Source organism: Planctomonas psychrotolerans (genome assembly GCF_008642235.1).
In the GTDB taxonomy this organism is placed as follows: Bacteria; Actinomycetota; Actinomycetes; order Actinomycetales; family Microbacteriaceae; genus Planctomonas; species Planctomonas psychrotolerans.
This window is the reverse complement of record NZ_SJEV01000001.1, coordinates 1260151-1276958: the sequence shown is the minus strand read 5'-3', so window position 1 is coordinate 1276958 and position 16808 is coordinate 1260151. Positions and strand designations below refer to the sequence as shown.

Genomic DNA, 16808 nt, shown 5'->3' with positions numbered 1-16808 from the left:
TCCTATCCCCGACGGCCGCTGCGGCCGCGCAAGAGATCGTTGACTTGTGAAGGGGACGGGACCGTTAGAACGGGGTCTCGTCGTTGAAGGCGCCGGGATTGCTCCAGCCGTCGCCCGAAGAGGACGAACTCTGCGCGGGGCCGCCCCAGGGCTCGTCGGCCGACTGGTTCGACGATCCGCCACGGTTGCCGCCGCCGACGCTGCCGCCACCCGCGTTACCGCCGCCCGACGCGCGGGTGACCTGCGCGGTGGCGTAGCGGAGCGAGGGGCCGATCTCGTCGACCTCCAGCTCCATGCTGGTGCGCTTCTCGCCCTCTTTGGTCTCGTACGAGCGCTGCTTGAGTCGACCGGTGGCGACGACGCGAGAGCCCTTGCTCAGGGAACTCGCGACGTGCTCGGCGAACTCGCGCCAGACGCTCGCGCGGAGGAAGAGCGCGTCGCCATCCTTCCAGTCGTTGCTCGCTCGATCGAACGTGCGCGGAGTGGACGCGATGGTGAAGTTGGCGACCGCCAGACCGTTCTGCGTGTACCGCAGCTCCGGGTCACTGGTGAGGTTGCCCACCACGGTGATGATGGTTTCGCCGGCCATGAGCTAGTTGCCTTCCGAGGTTCCGGCCGGGGCTGCAGGCGCTGCGGGAGCACCGGCGACGGCGGCCGTCGGAGCGGCGGAGCGGCCCGTCGCAGCGGCCTTGCGGGCCGCCTTCTGCTCGGCGAGCTCCTTCGCGGTGGCGACCTGGGCGATCGCCTCCTCCGCGCGCAGCACCTTCGTGCGCATGACGGCCTCGCTGAGCTTCAGCTGGCGGTCGAGCTCCACGGTGGCGTCGGGGTTCGCGGTGAGCGCGATGACGGCGTAGATGCCTTCGGTCTTCTTGTTGATCTCGTACGCCAGACGACGGCGTCCCCAGACATCCATGTTGTCGACGGTGCCACCGTCGTTACGGATTACGTTGAGGAACTTGTCGAGGCTCGGAGCCACGGTGCGCTCGTCGATCTCGGGATCGAGGATGACCATCAACTCGTACTGATGCATGACTAACCCACCTCCTTCGGACTAAAACGGTTGCAGACGATCTGCAACAGGAGGGTATATCGCATCGTTGAGCCGCGGAGGCCGGAGAACCCGGCACGCGGACAACCTGTACAGCCTAGCCGATGTGGAGGACTGGCCTCAACCGCGAGGAGGGTCCGGCCCGTGGCCGAGGCGCCGTAGTGCATCCCTTCGACGAGCTCAGGGACCGTATGGAGACCGGGGCCGTGAGGGTCAGCGCTCGCTCCACCAGGCGAGGAGGCGACGAGTCGCCTCCTCCGTGCCGAGCGGTCCCTCGTCCAGCCGGAGTTCCATCAGGAAACGGTAGGCGGCACCCACGTCGGGTCCCGGGGCGAGCCCGAGCACCGCCATGATCGCCTCGCCGTCGAGGTCGGGCCGGAGCGCCGCCCGACCCTCCTGCTCCTGCAGGTCGCGTATCCGGTCCTCGAGGTCGTCGTAGGCGAACGAGAGGCGATCGGCCTTGCGGGTGTTCCGTGTGGTCACGTCGGCGCGGGTGAGGATGTGCAGGCGGTCGAGCTGGTCCCCGGCATCCCGCACGTAGCGTCGCACCGCGGAGTCGGTCCAGGCTCCTTCGGTGTATCCGAAGAACCGCAGGTGCAGCTCGATGAGTCGGGCGACGTCGCGCACGGTGTCGTTGTCGTACCGCAGTTCCCGCAACCGCTTCTTCGCCATCTTCGCGCCCACCACGTCGTGATGATGGAAGGTCACCACTCCGCCGGGCTCGAGGCGTCGGGTCGCCGGCTTGCCGATGTCGTGCAGCAGGGCGGCGAGGCGCAGCACGAGATCCGGTGCCTCGCCCGGGTTCCGGCTCTTCTCCAGCTCGATCGCCTGGTCGAGCACCGTGAGCGAGTGCTCGTACACGTCCTTGTGATGGTGGTGCTCGTCCTGGGTCAACTGCAGCGCCGGCAGTTCGGGCAGCACCCGTGCCGCGAGCCCGGTCTCGACCAGGAGCCGGAGGCCGGCGCGCGGCTCATCGGTGCGGAGCAGCTTCGACAGCTCCTCGTTCACCCGCTCGACGGAGATCCCGTCGATGCGGTCGACCATCGACGTGATCGCCGCGAGCGCCTCCTCGTGCACCTCGAAACCGAGTTGGGCCGCGAACCGGATGGCACGCAGCATGCGCAGCGGGTCGTCGCCGAAGGATCGCTCGGGTGCCGCCGGAGTGCGGAGCACCCCGGCCAACAGGTCCTCGACTCCCCCGCAGGGGTCCACCAGCACCATGTCGGGCAATCGGAGGGCCAGAGAGTTGACGGTGAAGTCCCTGCGCTCGAGATCGTCTTCGAGACGGGTGCCGAACTCCACCTCGGGTTTGCGCGACTCCCCGTCGTACGCGTCCGTGCGGTAGGTCGTGATCTCGGCGGTCTGCCCGTGCAGTCGAGCGGCGATCGTGCCGAACTGCCGCCCGATGTCCCAGTGCGCGTCGGAGAGAGGAACGACGATGTCGAGTACCTGGTCGGGCGTGGCGTCGGTCGCGAAGTCGATGTCGGTGGCCACGCGTCCGAGGAAAGCGTCCCGCACCGGTCCGCCCACGAGCGACAACTCGTATCCCGCCGCGCGGAACGCGGAGGAGAGGGTCGAGACGGCGGGCGACGACGCGAGGGCGTCCAACTGTGCCAATGCCGTTGCGACGCTCTGCATCCAGCAAGTGTAGGTCGGAGCAGCATCGCCGGACGCGCTCCCGATGCGTCGCACCGAGGTTCCCCATCGACCGCCCTTTAGAATCGGACGAATGGAGGCCGTGCCGGAATCGTGCGCCGGCCGACGCCCGAACAGGTTCGTCAGTGCCGCGCTCGTCGTCGCCGCCCTCGTGTGCTCGTTCGTTCTCGCGTCGGTCGTGACACCGGCGACCCCGGCGAGGGGTGCGGTCGAGGGCGTGACCCTGCGAATCTTCCCCGCCTCGGCCGAACTCGGTACGGAGGACACCCTCGACGTGACGGTGTCGATCACCAATGGCACGGACGCCCCGCTCGAACCCGGGGACGTGGACGTGTACCTGAATCGGTCCGTGCTTGATTCGCGCGAGAACGTGACCGAGTGGCTCGCACCCGACAGTGCCGACAGTCGGCCGGGAATCCGCATCGCCCGCGTGGCGACGCCGCTGATCGCACCGGGCACCACGGCCACGGTGACCGCCGAGCCCGTACCCGCCGACTCCCTGGGCCTCGGCACCTATTCATCCGCGTTCGGGCCCCGCGGTCTCGCCGGCCGGTTGCTCATCGAGGGCACCGAGTATGCGACCGGGCGCGGAACGGTCGTCTGGTCGCCGTCGTCGTCCTACTCCCCCACCAACGTGGCCGTGCTGGTGCCGCTCACCGTGCCGCCCACGGCCGACGGCCTCATCGACGCCGAGGCCCTCGCCGCTTTCACCGAACCGGCAGGCACCCTGACCCTCCAGCTGGGCACCATCCTCGCGCGGCCCAACATCGCCGTGGGCCTCGACCCCCGCATCCCCGCATCCATCCGCGTCCTCGGCTCGGACGCGCCCCCCAGCGCCGTCGCCTGGCTGGAGCGACTCGCCAGCGCGTCCAACGAGATATTCCCCCTCGCGTATGCGGATGCGGACCTCGCCCTGCAGTCTCAATCGGGAGCACCCGGACTGCTCGCACCGATCACTCTGGACCACGAGGTCGATCCCGCCCGCTTCGAAACCCCGCCGGCCGAGGTCGAGGAGAACATCGGGGACGACGACGCCGTGGGCCAGGACGACACCGAGAATCCGCTGAGCAGCGGAACGGGTGCCGAGAGCACGCCGTCGCCGGAGACCACGGAAGGGCCGGAGTCCACGGGCGAGACAGGCACCCCCGCCGACCTCGCCCCCAGCACCGAAGACCTGCTCGCGTGGTCGTATACCCGAAGCGGCATAGGCTGGCCCGCCGCCAACACGGTCATCTCCCCCGATCTCGCCGCGTTCGCCGCGAGCGGGATCACCACCACGGTGCTCGACGAGGCCAACGTCGACCTCCCCTCGTCGGCCACTCCCGGTCCCCTCGCCGAGGTGGGTGACATGTCGGTACTGGTCGCCGACACCGATCTCTCGGCGCTGCTGAACGCAGCGGTATCCGCCAGCAGCGACGTCGAGGTTCAGGACACCGTCTCGCGGATCGCCGCCGTTCTCGCCACCATCACGCGCGAACAGCCCGGCAACACCCACTCGGTGGTAGCGACACTCGATCGCGGCTGGGCGGCCGGCCCCCGGGTGGCGGAGGTGCTTGCCACCGTAAGCGCGCTGGGCTGGGCGAACACGGCACCTCTCGCCATCGCGATGGCGGCGGATCCGGTCACCGCCACCCTGGTGGACTCGCCGGTGGTCGAGGAACGGCGGGCCGCCGCCGCCGCGCTCCTCGCCACCGAGACGGCGGTGGCCGCGTTCTCCACCATCCTCGAACGCCCGGAGCTCCTGACCGGCGAACTGCGGTTGCAGATGCTGGCCCTCCTGTCCGTGGGCTGGCGGGACGCCCTGCCGGGGTGGACCGACGCCGTGGCGGCGACCCAGGCGGACGCCGCGGAGATTCTCGGATCGGTGCGGATCAGCGAATCGAGCACCCTGCAGATCGTCGGTGACAACGTCGAATTGCCGGTACGCGTCGAGAACGACCTCGACCAGCCGGTCACCGTGACGGTCACGGGTCGATCCCTGAATTCGCGTGCCGAGATCGAGGGATCGGCCACGGTCACGGTGCCTCCCGATGCGACGGGCCTGGCTCGACTCCCCGCCCGCTCGGTCTCGAACGGCGGGTCGACCATCGCCATCACGATGTTCAGTTCGGACACCCCGCCGCTCGTGCAGATCGGCGAGACGCGCCTGGTGGACGCCGAGATCCGGGCGGGATGGGAGAATGTCGCGATCGTCATTCTGGGGCTCGCCGTCGCGCTCCTCTTCGGTTTCGGCCTCGTGCGCAGCGTCCGGAACCGCCGCAGGCAGGATCGTGAATCAGGGGGGAACACCGATGGCTAGTGGAATCGGTCGCGCCAGCGCGCTCCTCGCATCCGGCACGCTGGTCTCCCGGGTGCTCGGATTCGTGAAGATCATCGTGCTGGCCCAGACCATCGGTGTGGTCGGCAGCGCGAGCGCCGACGCCTTCGGGAACGCGAACCAGTTGCCCAACAACATCTACGTGATCGTGGCGGGCGGTGTGCTGAACGCGGTGCTGGTGCCCCAGGTGGTGCGGGCTGCCAAGCATGCGGACGGCGGCCGAAGCTACATCAACCGACTCGTCACCATCGCCCTCGTCATCCTGGCCGGCACCACGGTGCTGGCCACCGCCGCCGCACCCGCGATCGCCTACCTCTACGGTGTGACCCTCGGACCGGAGCAACTGGCCCTCGTCACGGCATTCGCGTTCTGGTGCCTGCCGCAGATCTTCTTCTACGGCCTGTACGCCGTGCTCGGTGAGGTGCTCAACGCACGCGGGTCGTTCGGCCCGTTCACCTGGGCGCCCGTGCTGAACAACGTGGTGGCGATCGCCGGACTCGGCGTGTTCAGCCTCCTGTTCGGCGCCGACCCCGACGGCTCCCGCCCGCTCGCGGAGTGGACGGTCGACAAGATCGCCGTGCTCGGCGGCAGCGCGACCGCCGGGGTGGCGGCGCAGGCGCTCATCCTGTTCTACTTCTGGCGCCGCGCCGGCCTGCAGTACCGCCCCGACTTCCGCTGGCGCGGCGTGGGTCTCGGCAAGGCCGGCCGGATCGCCAGTTGGACGCTCGGGATGCTGATCATCACGCAGATCTCCGGAGTGGTGCAGACCAATGTCGCGAACCTCGCGTTCGGCGTGGCCGCGTCGATCGCCGCGCTGCAGACGGCGTGGCTCATCTTCATGCTGCCGCACTCGGTGGCGACCGTGTCGATCGCCACGGCCTACTTCACCCGGATGAGCGAGCACGCGTCGAACAACGACCTCACGGCCGTGCGATCCGACTTCTCGGCAGCAGTGCGGGTCATCGGCATGATCATCGTGCTCGCCACCGCCGTGCTCGTGGTCGTGGCGTATCCGTTCAGCCGGGTCTTCGAATCGGGTTTCGAGAACGTGCAGGGTCTCGGGAACGTGTTGATCGCCTACCTCTTCGGTCTCACGGCGTTCAGCGTGCTGTTCATGATCCAACGGGCCTTCTACACGCTCGAGGACACGAAGACACCGTTCTTCTTCACGCTCTTCCAGGTGGTGCTCTTCATCCTCGGCGCGCTCCTGTGCACCCTCCTTCCGGTGGAGTGGATCGCCGTGGGGCTGGCCGTCGTATCGACGATCACGGGTGGCCTCCAGGCCCTGCTGGCGGCGTACCTGCTGCGCAAGCGGCTCGGCTCGCTCGACGGGCACCGCATCCTCCGCAGCCTCGTGCAGTTCACCGTGGCCGCGATCGTGTCGGCTCTGGTCGGATTCATCGCCCTGGTGGCCCTCGGCGGCAACCGCGCGGACGGGCTCGCCCTCTCCAGCGTGGTCGGGGCGCTCGTCACCATGATCGTCGTGGGCACGGTGATGACCGTCGTCTACCTCGCCATCCTGCGCCTCATGCGTTCCGCGGAATTCGCCACACTGGCGAATCCGGTGATCGCCCGCCTGCGCCGCCTCGATCCCTGACGACGCGGCCGCCCGCCGCCTGCCCGCCCGGAATAGCGGATAGCGTGGGAGCGTTGTACCCCCCGATGGCCGGGCGTCCCCGCCATTTTCCGCCCGTGAGGAGAGACTTCGTGCGTCAGATCATCATCATCGGATCCGGACCCGCCGGTTACACCGCGGCGATCTATGCGGCTCGCGCCAATCTGGCACCGCTCCTGATCGCCAGCTCCGTGGAAGCCGGGGGCGAACTGATGAACACCACCGAGGTGGAGAACTACCCCGGATTCCCCGAGGGCGTGCAGGGTCCGGAGCTCATGGAGCACTTCCAGGCTCAGGCGGAGCGATTCGGCACCGAGGTGCTGTACGACGACGTGACCAGCGTGGATCTCTCCGGAGAGGTGAAGAAGGTCACCGTGGGATCGGGAGAGACCCTCGAGGCTCTCGCGGTGATCGTCGCGACCGGATCGGCTTACCGCAAGCTCGGCATCGAGTCCGAGGACCGCCTGAGCGGCCACGGAGTGTCCTGGTGCGCAACCTGCGACGGGTTCTTCTTCCGCGGCAAGGAGATCGCCGTGGTTGGTGGCGGTGACTCCGCCATGGAGGAAGCCACGTTCCTCACCCGGTTCGCGTCGAAGGTGTATGTGGTGCACCGCAAGGACACCCTGCGCGCCTCCAAGATCATGCAGGACCGTGCATTCGCGAACGAGAAGATCGAGTTCGTGTGGAATGCCACAATCGACGAGATCCTCGGGGCCGACAAGGTCACCGGCGTCGTGCTCAATGACACCCGCACCGGGGAGAAGCGCACCCTGGACGTCACCGGGCTCTTCGTGGCCATCGGTAACGACCCGCGCGTGCACCTGTTCCACGGCCAGTTGGATCTGACCGAGGAGGGCACGCTCGCCGTCGAGGGTCGCTCGTCGCGCACCAACCTGCCCGGAGTGTTCGCGGCCGGAGACGTGATCGACCCCACCTACCGTCAGGCCATCACCGCCGCCGCCTCGGGCACGGTCGCAGCACTCGACGCGGAGCACTTCCTCGCCACCCTGCCCGAGGAGCTCCTCGCACCCGCCGACGGCGACTCGAGCCCCACTTCCCCCGCGTCCGGCAGCACCGTAACGGCCGACGGCCAACTGGTCGGCGCGCCGTAACCCGTCCTCCGGCTCGGGCGTCCTGCCCGGTCCGGCACACGAATCAATAGAAGGAGAACCATGTCCGCACTCAACGTGACCGACGCCAGCTTCCAGTCGGACGTCCTCGACGCCGACACCCCCGTGATCGTCGACTTCTGGGCGGAGTGGTGCGGCCCGTGCAAGGCCGTGGCCCCCGTGCTCGACCAGATCGCCGCGGAGAACCCCGGCGTCAAGCTCGTGAAGCTCGATGTGGATGCCAACCCCGAGACGGCGATGAAGTACCAGATCACGTCCATCCCGGCGATGAAGGTGTTCTCGGGCGGAGAGGTCGTCAAGACCGTCATCGGCGCCAAGCCGAAGCCGGCACTCGAGCAGGAGTTCGCCGAGTACCTGGGCTAGGCCCTGCACCAGCCTGTCCGTCCTGGACCCCGGTCCGGCGCGGATAGGCTGGTTCGGTGAACACACCGCCGAACGACCGGGGGTTGCCAGGAACCAACCTCGACCCGTGGTTCAACTCTTACGCGCAGCGAACGGCCGGATTGAGCGCCAGTGAGGTGCGTGCCCTCTTCGCCGTCGCCTCACGCCCCGAGGTCGTCTCGCTCGCAGGCGGAATGCCCTACGTCTCGGCACTCCCGGCGGAACTGATCACCTCGGCCATGGAGCGCGTCATGCGCGAGTCCGGCCCGATGGCACTGCAGTACGGTTCCGGTCAGGGCACGATGGTGCTGCGCGAGCACATCCTCGACATCATGGCTCTCGAAGGCATCTCGGGCAGTGTGGACGACGTGGTCACCACAACGGGATCGCAGCAGGCGCTCGACCTCGTCACCAAGCTGTTCATCGATCCCGGCGATGTCATCCTCGCCGAAGCACCGAGCTACGTGGGGGCGATCGGGGTCTTCCGCTCCTATCAGGCGTCGGTGGCGCACGTCGCCATCGATGAGCATGGCCTCATCCCCGAGGCGCTGCGCGAGACGATCGCCCGTCTGCGCGGCGAGGGACGCACCATCAAGTTCCTCTACACCATCCCCAACTTCCACAACCCGGCCGGCGTCACGCTCACACGCGAACGACGGGCCGAAGTGCTCGAGATCGCCCGTCGCAACGAGATCCTCGTGCTCGAGGACAACCCGTACGGCTTGCTCTACTTCGACGAGAAACCGCCCGAGGCGCTCCGAGCATCCGATGACGACGGAGTGATCTACCTCGGTTCGTTCTCGAAGACCCTGGCTCCGGGGTTCAGGGTGGGGTGGGCCCTCGCGCCGCATGCGATCCGCGACAAGCTCATCCTCGCGGCGGAGTCCGCCACCCTGTCCCCCAGCTCGTTCAGCCAGCTGATCATCGCGGAGTACCTGCGCACGGCCGACTGGCAGGGGCAGATCGACACTTTCCGGGACGTGTACCGCGAGCGACGCGATGCCATGCTGAGCGCGCTGAACGAGTACCTGCCGCACCTCTCCTGGACCGTGCCCACCGGGGGTTTCTACATCTGGTTGACCCTGCCGCACGAGCTCGACGCCAAGCAGATGCTGCCGCGGGCCGTGAAGGAGCTCGTCGCCTACACACCGGGCACCGCGTTCTTCGCCGACGGGCGAGGACGCCACGCGATGCGTCTGTCGTTCTGTTATCCCACCCCGGATCGCATCCGTGAGGGCATCCGTCGCCTCGCCACGGTGATCAACGGGGAACTGGATCTCCTGCAGACGTTCGCGGGTACCGGCGCGCTCGATGCCGCGCGACCCGACAGCCACTACGCCAGCCCACCACCGGATTTGGACTAGCCGCCATGACCACTCGCGCTCCCCTCACCGTCGTCGTGCTCTCCGGCGGCATCTCGCATGAACGCGATGTATCGCTGCGCAGTGGCCGCCGCGTCGCCGACGGTCTGCAGTCGAGCGGTGCCCGGGTCATTCTGCGCGAGCCGGACTCCACCCTACTGCCCTACCTGCGGGAGAACCCGCCCGACGTCGTGTGGCCCGCTCTGCACGGTGCGAGTGGCGAGGACGGTGCTCTGTTCGCCCTGCTCGAACTGGCCGGCATCCCCTACGTGGGGTCGCCGAGTGGTGCCGCCCGTCTCGCATGGAACAAGCCCACCGCGAAGACGCTCGTCGCTCGCGCCGGCGTCGCCACACCCGCGTCGGTGACCCTGCCGAAGGATACCTTCCGCGAGTTGGGCGCATCGAGCGTGCTGCAGTCCATCCTCTCGGTGATGACGGCCCCGGTGGTGGTCAAGCCTGCTCAGGGGGGATCAGCGCAGGGCGTTTCACTGGTGAATTCCGACGACGACCTTCCCCGTGCCATGGTCGACGCCTACACGTATGTCGATGTCGCGTTGGTCGAGCAGTGCATCGTGGGCACGGAGATCTCGATTGGAGTGCTGGAGACGGATGGCGCCACGGTGGCACTGCCAGCGACGGAAATAGTCCCCGTATCAGGGGTTTATGATTACGCAGCGCGGTACAACGCGGGCGAGACACGCTTCTATACTCCGGCCAGACTGACTGACGACGTTGCAGCGCGGGCCGCCGAGGCCGCGCTGGCCGCGCACGCCGCTCTTGGTCTTCGGCACATCTCCCGCGTGGACCTCATCGTGGACGACAGTGGCACGCCGTGGTTCCTCGAGGTGAACGTGCTCCCCGGGCTCACCGAAACGTCCCTCGTTCCCCAGGCGATCGAGGCGTCGGCGCACGAGCTCGGTGACATCTACCTGGCGCTCGCCGAGCAGGCCATGCGAGACGCCGCGGCGGTATAGCGACGCGACATAGCGACGCGACATAGCGACGCGATTACGGCTACCGGCGTACGTCGGGTTGACGCTCCCACGCTGTATGCACAACTCACCCATGCGGTGATGGCCGCGTCGCAATATATCGGGAGACAGCGCCGTCAGGACTCATGTGCATCGGGTCTCGCGCCCCATGCCGCCACACGTGGCGGCGGAAAGTGCGAGCACCGGAGGAACTGCTGCACTGCCTCCATGAATTTCTCCGACGGTCGTGTGCACGATTGGCGATATCAGCTCCTATCGAGAGCCTGAAGTGGAAAGCCAATGGCCCCTCCACCCTGTGGTGGCAGCGAATCCGGGAGATCAATTCGTCGGGACTGGCGACGACTCGATCATCCGACGCTTGCGAAGGTGGCTTGCAGTAGATTCCCCCGCGACTACAGCAATCGAACGGGCAATTACCTGGCCTCTGACCTTGCTCCCGGATGCGACGCTGCCCGCCTCATCGGACGTGCGCGGCGACCTGCGGTACGGATGCACTTCCCATGACATCGCCGTTCGGGTGTGCGAGTTTCGTCGATCGAGCGCTTGCGGCGAATGTTTCACGTGAAACACGAGGTCGCCGCCCTCAACAGGCTCGAGTTCGCTCGGCGATAACCTCTCGGAGAACGGCCCGCTTCCCACAGGAGAGCGGGAGCGGCCATCCTGTTGACATCATCAGGGACTGCGCGGCGCCTCACACGCTTGCGTCGGAGTACCACTCCCTTGCCGCCGTGCGGCGACCGACCCGGTCATTGCCAGACCCCGGCTACCCGCGCCGCGACGCTGGCAAATTAGAGACGTCATTCAAGCGGGTTGTTCCACGTGAAACATTCGCTTCCGCGCTCTGTGAAACTCATGCACGACACGCACCGCCACCAGGCCGCGGTGCCGCCGTCACCCCTTTCCACACTCAGTCAAACGTGGGTGTCGTAGTGTCGTGCTCAGATGAGCGTTTCACGTGAAACATGTCTGCAGGGCGACCACAGGGGCGGTGAACCGAGCCAGAGAGGAACACCGTGATCCGGCGGCCGCAGAAGCGGGTCAATGACAGGCCGACTGACGAGCACCACATCGGTTGGCTCGGGAGCGGTGGATCGTGAGGACGTGGCAACCCGCGCTTCGTGACCGAACTGTCGGACCCGACACGGTGACTAGGCGATTACGGTGGAGTAGAAGTCCTCGCCGGACCGCAGGTTCCCGACAATGCCCCACAGAGACGTATTCGCCGCCTGCCCGCGAACGCAAGCCGGCGCCCGCGGGGTAACGTCAGCCGATCTACGCTGGGCACCAGACGACGATTGCTGACGACGGACATGGAGGCCGTTTCACGTGACACAGCCGTCGTTGCCGCCGCGAGGTCTCGATCGTCGACCGTCAGAAGTGGCGAGGACGTCAATACCCATGTTTCACGTGAAACACAGGCTAAGACCCGAAGCCCTCCACGCCCATTTCACGTGTGATGCGGTTGAGATCAGCGATCGTCGCGAACTCGATGATGATCGACCCCTTCTTACCGCCCGAAGACACGCGAACACGGGTGTCGAAGCGATCCCCGAGCCGCTCTGCCACCTCATCCAGCGCGCCCTGACGCGACGAGGGGGCGGGCCGAGGTCGCATGGCGCGGGGCCGGGCGGTGGCGGCGGCCTCCGCCGCGCGGACGGAGAGGTCTTCGTTCACGATCTTGTCAGCCAGGCGAATCATCTCCGTCTCGTCGACGACGGAAAGGACGGCGCGGGCATGGCCGGCACTCAACACACCCGCCGCGACCCGCTGCTGCACGATCGCGGGAAGCCGGAGTAGTCGCAATGTATTGGATATCTGCGGTCGCGAGCGCCCTATGCGCTCGGCCAAGCGTTCCTGCGTGATCCCGAAGTCCGAGAGGAGTTGCTGGTAGGCACTGGCTTCTTCGAGGGGATTGAGCTCCGAACGGTGCAGGTTCTCCAGCAGTGCGTCCCGAAGCATGGCGTCGTCGGCCGTATCCTTGATCACCGCGGGGATGCTCGTCAATCCCAGGGCCTTCGTCGCACGCAGCCGGCGCTCACCCATGACCAGTTCGAAGCGAGCGCCGTCGACCGCGTCATCAACCGGCCGCACCACAATCGGCTGCAGCACTCCGATCTCGCGAATCGACGCCATGAGCTCGTCGAGCTCCTCCTGCCGGAAGTCCGTGCGGGGCTGTTGTGCGTTCGGCACGATGTCGTTCGGGTCCAGATTGGCGAGCCGGGCACCAGGAACCGAACGTAATCCCTGATCAGGAGGTGTTTCAGCCGAATCGGCATCGTCTGTGGAATGGGCATCATCGTGCGCGGCGGCGGCGTTTCGCCGGCGTGCGCTCTCCGTACGTCCGTCATCGGCGTTCCCCGAGGACGTGGGGAAGAAGACATCGACCGGACGCGAGCGCGTCTCGTCGGACATCGGGATCAAAGCACCGATACCGCGGCCGAGGCCTGTTCGTTTCGTTGCCATCAGTTCGGTGCTCCTCGTCGTGCCAGTTCCGCTGCCGCCTCCAGGTAGGAGAGCGAGCCCGGGGAATTCAAGTCATAGCTGATGACGCTCTGCCCATAGCTCGGCGCCTCCGAGATCCGCACCGAACGCGGAATGATCGTGTCGAGTACCTCGTCGGGGAAGTGGGTCTTCACGTCCTGCGCCACCTGCTGGGCGAGATTCGTTCGCGCGTCGTACATCGTCAGCAGAATCGTCGACATCATGAGATCGGGATTCAGGTGCTTTTCGATCAGCTGGATGTTCTTCAGCAGTTGGCTCAGGCCCTCCAACGCGTAGTACTCGCACTGGATCGGGATGAGCACCTCGCGTGCGGCGACGAAGGCGTTGATGGTGAGCAGTCCGAGCGACGGCGGGCAGTCGATGAACACGTAGTGGAACGGTTCCTCGTCGGACTCCTCCGCGAAACGCTCGAGCGCCGTCCGCAGTCGCTGCTCCCGCGCCACGAGCGACACCAGTTCGATCTCCGCACCAGCCAGGTGGATCGTGGCCGGGATGCAGTAGAGGGAGTCGAACTCCGGACTTTTCTGCAGCACCTCGTCCATCGGCGCATCGTTCACCAGCACGTCGTACACGCTGATCGTGTCAGCACGGTGTTCGACGCCGAGCGCCGTGGAGGCGTTGCCCTGGGGATCCAGGTCGATCACCAGCACGCGAGCACCCGACTTCGCGAGCGCGGCCGCGAGGTTGACCGCCGTGGTGGTCTTCCCCACTCCACCCTTCTGATTCGCCACCGTGAACACCCGGGTCTTCGGAGGGAGCGGAAGCTGTTGCGCGGCGAGGGCGTTCCGCCGGCGGGTGTTCTCCGACAGCTCACGGGCGAGCGGCGTCGATCCGTCGAAGCCTCGCGCCGCGGGTGGGGGAGAGGGATTCTCGGGCTGTGTCACGTGAAACCTTCTGCGTCGGGGCCGCGCGGCGCATCCGCGCTCTGGGTCAATCCGGTAGGGCACATACTCCCGCACTCCGGCAGCGCAGAGAACGCCACGCGTGAGGAACTCTCGTGTGGCGTGGGAGTCGGTCAGTCCACTGTAGCCCGGATCACCCGGGTGACCTCGGGCACCACGCCCTCGCCCAGCACGAGCACCTCGACGTCGCGCAGGTGATGGGTGCGAATGGCCTTCGCGGCGGCGGTGATCTCGTTCTCGGCGTTTGCGCCCTTGAGGAATACGAGCTCCCCGCCGTCCTTGACCAACGGAACGGTGAGCGGGATCAGCTTGCGGAACGCACTCACCGCGCGGGCCGTCACCTGATCCAGCGCCACGCTGGTGCCGGCATCCTCGGCACGAGCTCGGAGCACGGTCACGTTGTCGAGACCAAGTTCCGTCTTCTGCCGATCGAGCCAAGCGACCCGCCGCTCCATGGGTTCGATGAGCACGAACGACACATCCGGCCGGGCGATCGCCAGCACGATTCCGGGTAGGCCGGCACCACTGCCGACATCCCCGACCACTCCCGGCCGCAGCAGAGGGGCCACGAGCGCGCAGTTGAGCACGTGTCGGGTCCACAGGCGAGGCAACTCGAGCGGTCCGATGAGACCCCATTCCTCACCATGCTGAGCGAGAGCCGCTGTGAAGGCCCTCGCCTGGTCGATCCGGGGTCCGAAGAGCACTTCCGCGGACTGCGGCTCGGCCTCGAGTTCGCTGATCACGAGATCGTCGGCTCTAGGCGGGGGAGATGACCGTGTGGCGGTCGCGACCCTCACCCTCGGACTCCGAGGTGTAGCCGCGGTCGGCGACGATGTCGTGCACCAGCTTCCGCTCGTACGATGACATCGGAGGGAGCGCGGCACTGGCGGAACCCGCCTCGATGCGCGAAATCGCACGGTCCACCAGCTGCGCCAGTTCGGCCTGACGTGCTTCACGCGACCCACCGACATCGAGGATGAGCCGGGAGAATGCACCGGTCTTGCTCTGCACCGCGAGGCGAGCGAGCTCCTGAAGCGCGGCGACCGTGTCCGGCTGCGACAGCACCGAGATGTTGCTGTCGGCACCCGCCGTCACCGAGACGTACGCGCGGCCGGCTCGAACGGCGATGTCGATGTCACCGTCGAGATCGCAGATGTCGAGAAGTTCCTCGATGTAGTCGGCGGCGGCGTCGCCCTCCTCCTCCAACTGCGAGAGAGGGACGCGATCGTCCTCCGGCACCACAGGGGCCTCGGGTGCGTTCGTGGTGTCGCTGATCCCGGTCACGTCGCTCATCTCTTCTTTCCTCCGGACTGCTTCTTCGCCCGGGACTTACCCACCGGCTGCGCCCGCTGCGCGGGCTTCTTCTCTTCGATCACGATCGTCGCCCCGGTCGACGGCTCCGGCGGCGCGAGCTTGCCGCGCTTCTGAAGCCGCGCCTCGCGAGCCTTCGCCGCCTCGCTGCCCGGTGTGGGCATGTTGCGGATGACGAGGAACTGCTGGCCCATGGTCCAGAAGTTGCTGGTGAGCCAGTAGAACATCACACCGAGCGGGAAAGCGACGCCCGAGACCGCGAAGACGAGCGGCAGGATGTACAGCAGGATCTTCTGCTGGCGGAACATCGGGCTGTTCTTGGCCTCCGGCGACATGTTCTTCGCCATGATCTGCAACTGGGTGATGAACTGCGACGCCGTCATCAGGAGCACCATCACGGCCGCGATGACCATGACCAACGGGTTGCCGCCGTTGTCGAGGAACGTGGCCCGCAGCGGCGCACCGAACAGCTCGGAGTTGGCGAAGGAGTCCGCGAGGTCGCGACTCAGCATGCCCACGCCGGCCTTGTCGTGCTGAGCGTCGTTGAGCACCGAGAACAACCCGAAGAAGATCGGCATCTGCAGCAGGAGCGGAAGGCAGGAACTGAGCGGGTTTGTCCCGGTCTTCTTGTACAGCGCCATGGTCTCGCGGGACATGGCCTCACGGGAGAACTGGTCGCGCTTGCCCTTGTACTTGTCCTGGATCTTCTTGAGCTGCGGCGCGACTTCGAGCATCTTCCGCTGACTCTTGATCTGACGCACGAACACCGGGATCAGCGCGGCGCGGACGATCAGCACCAGTCCCACGATGGAGAGCACCCACGTGATACCGGCGGCGGGGTCCATGCCGATGGCGGTCCACAGCGTGTGGAAGCCGACCAGGATCAGCTCGATGACCCACTTGATGGGCCAGAGGATCGTGCCGAGGATGTCCATGTTGCGGGTTAAGCCTTTCCGTGGCCGGCTGGTACGACGAATCCGAAGCGGGTGAGACCGTAACGGGCGGGTTGTCGGCGGGGAACGTCATCGATCCCGCCCGCCGCCCAGGGATGACACCGGGCTACCCGTCGAGCGGCGAGGAATCCGCCGACGATCACGCCGTGTTCCTGAACCGCCTGCAGACCGTACCCGGAGCACGACGGATAGTAACGGCACACATCGCCGTAGAGCGGCGAGATGACCGCCCGGTAGATCCGAAGCAGCACCACGATGATGTTGCGGGGGAGCAGCAGGAGGAAGGTGGCAACCGTCTTCATGCTGTCCCGACGCTCTTGTCTATGGCAGTGATGATCTCTGTGTGCAGGGTAGCCCACGGCACATCGTCGGACCCTGGCAATGCCCTGATGACGATGTCCGTTCCCGCGGGAATTCGACTCACCAGCTCATGCCCGATCGCTTTCAGGCGCCGGCGGACGAGATTCCGCCGATTGGCGATGCCGACCTTCTTCGACACGATGAAACCGAAGCGCGCAGGTGTCGCTGCGGTACTCGCCCGGACGTAGCAGACCGCATGAGGCGACCCGTATCGCCGACCACGGCGCACGACGGCGCGATAGTCGGCGGCACTGGTCAATCGATGCGGCTTCGCCAACAC

Annotated in this window: 16 protein-coding genes; 6 read left to right on the top strand and 10 right to left on the bottom strand. The window is 66.8% G+C overall.

What is annotated here, in order from left to right:
* Positions 1 to 64 precede the first annotated feature (64 nt).
* The 3 genes from EY822_RS05675 to EY822_RS05665 form a co-directional block, all read right to left on the bottom strand.
* Entirely contained in the window at positions 65 to 589 is a 525-nt protein-coding gene (locus EY822_RS05675; protein WP_150307379.1) for a single-stranded DNA-binding protein, read from the bottom strand.
* A 3-nt stretch (positions 590 to 592) separates the two neighbouring features.
* Positions 593 to 1030 (bottom strand): 30S ribosomal protein S6, encoded by a 438-nt coding sequence (gene rpsF / locus EY822_RS05670; protein WP_150307378.1) that lies wholly within the window; start codon positions 1028 to 1030, stop codon positions 593 to 595.
* Positions 1031 to 1261: 231 nt separating this feature from the next.
* Positions 1262 to 2686 (bottom strand): CCA tRNA nucleotidyltransferase, encoded by a 1425-nt coding sequence (locus EY822_RS05665; RefSeq protein WP_150307377.1) that lies wholly within the window; start codon positions 2684 to 2686, stop codon positions 1262 to 1264.
* Positions 2687 to 2777: 91 nt separating this feature from the next.
* On the opposite strand from EY822_RS05665, the gene EY822_RS05660 reads away from it, so the two are divergent.
* The 6 genes from EY822_RS05660 (at position 2778) to EY822_RS05635 (ending at position 10482) form a co-directional block, all read left to right on the top strand.
* Positions 2778 to 5003, top strand: a complete 2226-nt coding sequence (locus tag EY822_RS05660) for a DUF6049 family protein (RefSeq protein ID WP_150307376.1) — start codon at positions 2778 to 2780, stop codon at positions 5001 to 5003.
* Positions 4996 to 6618 carry a murein biosynthesis integral membrane protein MurJ gene (murJ, locus tag EY822_RS05655; protein ID WP_150307375.1) on the top strand — a complete coding sequence of 541 codons (1623 nt, stop codon included), beginning with the start codon at positions 4996 to 4998 and terminating at the stop codon, positions 6616 to 6618. The genes EY822_RS05660 and murJ overlap by 8 nt, the downstream gene beginning before the upstream one ends.
* 110 nt (positions 6619 to 6728) lie before the next feature.
* Entirely contained in the window at positions 6729 to 7748 is a 1020-nt protein-coding gene (gene trxB, locus EY822_RS05650) for a thioredoxin-disulfide reductase (protein WP_150307374.1), read from the top strand.
* Positions 7749 to 7808: 60 nt separating this feature from the next.
* On the top strand, positions 7809 to 8129 hold the full coding sequence (gene trxA, locus EY822_RS05645) for a thioredoxin (protein WP_150307373.1): 321 nt from the start codon (positions 7809 to 7811) through the stop codon (positions 8127 to 8129).
* Positions 8130 to 8185: 56 nt separating this feature from the next.
* Positions 8186 to 9511, top strand: a complete 1326-nt coding sequence (locus EY822_RS05640; RefSeq protein WP_150307372.1) for an aminotransferase-like domain-containing protein — start codon at positions 8186 to 8188, stop codon at positions 9509 to 9511.
* Positions 9512 to 9516: 5 nt separating this feature from the next.
* Entirely contained in the window at positions 9517 to 10482 is a 966-nt protein-coding gene (locus EY822_RS05635) for a D-alanine--D-alanine ligase family protein (protein ID WP_150307371.1), read from the top strand.
* A 1437-nt stretch (positions 10483 to 11919) separates the two neighbouring features.
* On the opposite strand, the gene EY822_RS05630 is transcribed toward EY822_RS05635, so the two are convergent.
* From EY822_RS05630 to rnpA, 7 genes are all read right to left on the bottom strand, one after another.
* Entirely contained in the window at positions 11920 to 12963 is a 1044-nt protein-coding gene (locus tag EY822_RS05630) for a ParB/RepB/Spo0J family partition protein (RefSeq protein WP_150307370.1), read from the bottom strand.
* Positions 12963 to 13886, bottom strand: a complete 924-nt coding sequence (locus tag EY822_RS05625; RefSeq protein WP_150307369.1) for a ParA family protein — start codon at positions 13884 to 13886, stop codon at positions 12963 to 12965. Before EY822_RS05625 ends, EY822_RS05630 begins: the two co-directional genes overlap by 1 nt.
* Before the next feature lie 131 nt (positions 13887 to 14017).
* Positions 14018 to 14644: a 16S rRNA (guanine(527)-N(7))-methyltransferase RsmG gene (gene rsmG, locus EY822_RS05620; RefSeq protein WP_150308780.1), complete on the bottom strand. Its 627-nt coding sequence runs from the start codon at positions 14642 to 14644 to the stop codon at positions 14018 to 14020.
* Between the two features lie 16 nt (positions 14645 to 14660).
* Complete coding sequence (locus tag EY822_RS05615; protein ID WP_150307368.1) at positions 14661 to 15197, bottom strand: Jag family protein; 537 nt, start codon at positions 15195 to 15197, stop codon at positions 14661 to 14663.
* A complete protein-coding gene (yidC, locus tag EY822_RS05610) occupies positions 15194 to 16150 on the bottom strand; it encodes a membrane protein insertase YidC (protein ID WP_150307367.1) in 957 nt (318 codons plus the stop codon). Before yidC ends, EY822_RS05615 begins: the two co-directional genes overlap by 4 nt.
* An 8-nt stretch (positions 16151 to 16158) precedes the next feature.
* Positions 16159 to 16470: a membrane protein insertion efficiency factor YidD gene (yidD, locus tag EY822_RS05605; protein WP_150307366.1), complete on the bottom strand. Its 312-nt coding sequence runs from the start codon at positions 16468 to 16470 to the stop codon at positions 16159 to 16161.
* Complete coding sequence (gene rnpA, locus EY822_RS05600) at positions 16467 to 16808, bottom strand: ribonuclease P protein component (RefSeq protein ID WP_150307365.1); 342 nt, start codon at positions 16806 to 16808, stop codon at positions 16467 to 16469. Before rnpA ends, yidD begins: the two co-directional genes overlap by 4 nt.

Bases quoted from the DNA above. Each gene is read 5' to 3' on its own strand.
- yidD (WP_150307366.1), bottom strand. From the start codon at position 16,470: ATGAAGACGGTTGCCACCTTCCTCCTGCTGCTCCCCCGCAACATCATC.
- trxA (WP_150307373.1), top strand. From the start codon at position 7,809: ATGTCCGCACTCAACGTGACCGACGCCAGCTTCCAGTCGGACGTCCTC.
- EY822_RS05630 (WP_150307370.1), bottom strand. From the start codon at position 12,963: ATGGCAACGAAACGAACAGGCCTCGGCCGCGGTATCGGTGCTTTGATC.
- murJ (WP_150307375.1), top strand. From the start codon at position 4,996: ATGGCTAGTGGAATCGGTCGCGCCAGCGCGCTCCTCGCATCCGGCACG.
- EY822_RS05635 (WP_150307371.1), top strand. From the start codon at position 9,517: ATGACCACTCGCGCTCCCCTCACCGTCGTCGTGCTCTCCGGCGGCATC.
- EY822_RS05615 (WP_150307368.1), bottom strand. From the start codon at position 15,197: ATGAGCGACGTGACCGGGATCAGCGACACCACGAACGCACCCGAGGCC.
- rpsF (WP_150307378.1), bottom strand. From the start codon at position 1,030: ATGCATCAGTACGAGTTGATGGTCATCCTCGATCCCGAGATCGACGAG.
- yidC (WP_150307367.1), bottom strand. From the start codon at position 16,150: ATGGACATCCTCGGCACGATCCTCTGGCCCATCAAGTGGGTCATCGAG.
- EY822_RS05665 (WP_150307377.1), bottom strand. From the start codon at position 2,686: ATGCAGAGCGTCGCAACGGCATTGGCACAGTTGGACGCCCTCGCGTCG.
- EY822_RS05675 (WP_150307379.1), bottom strand. From the start codon at position 589: ATGGCCGGCGAAACCATCATCACCGTGGTGGGCAACCTCACCAGTGAC.
- EY822_RS05660 (WP_150307376.1), top strand. From the start codon at position 2,778: ATGGAGGCCGTGCCGGAATCGTGCGCCGGCCGACGCCCGAACAGGTTC.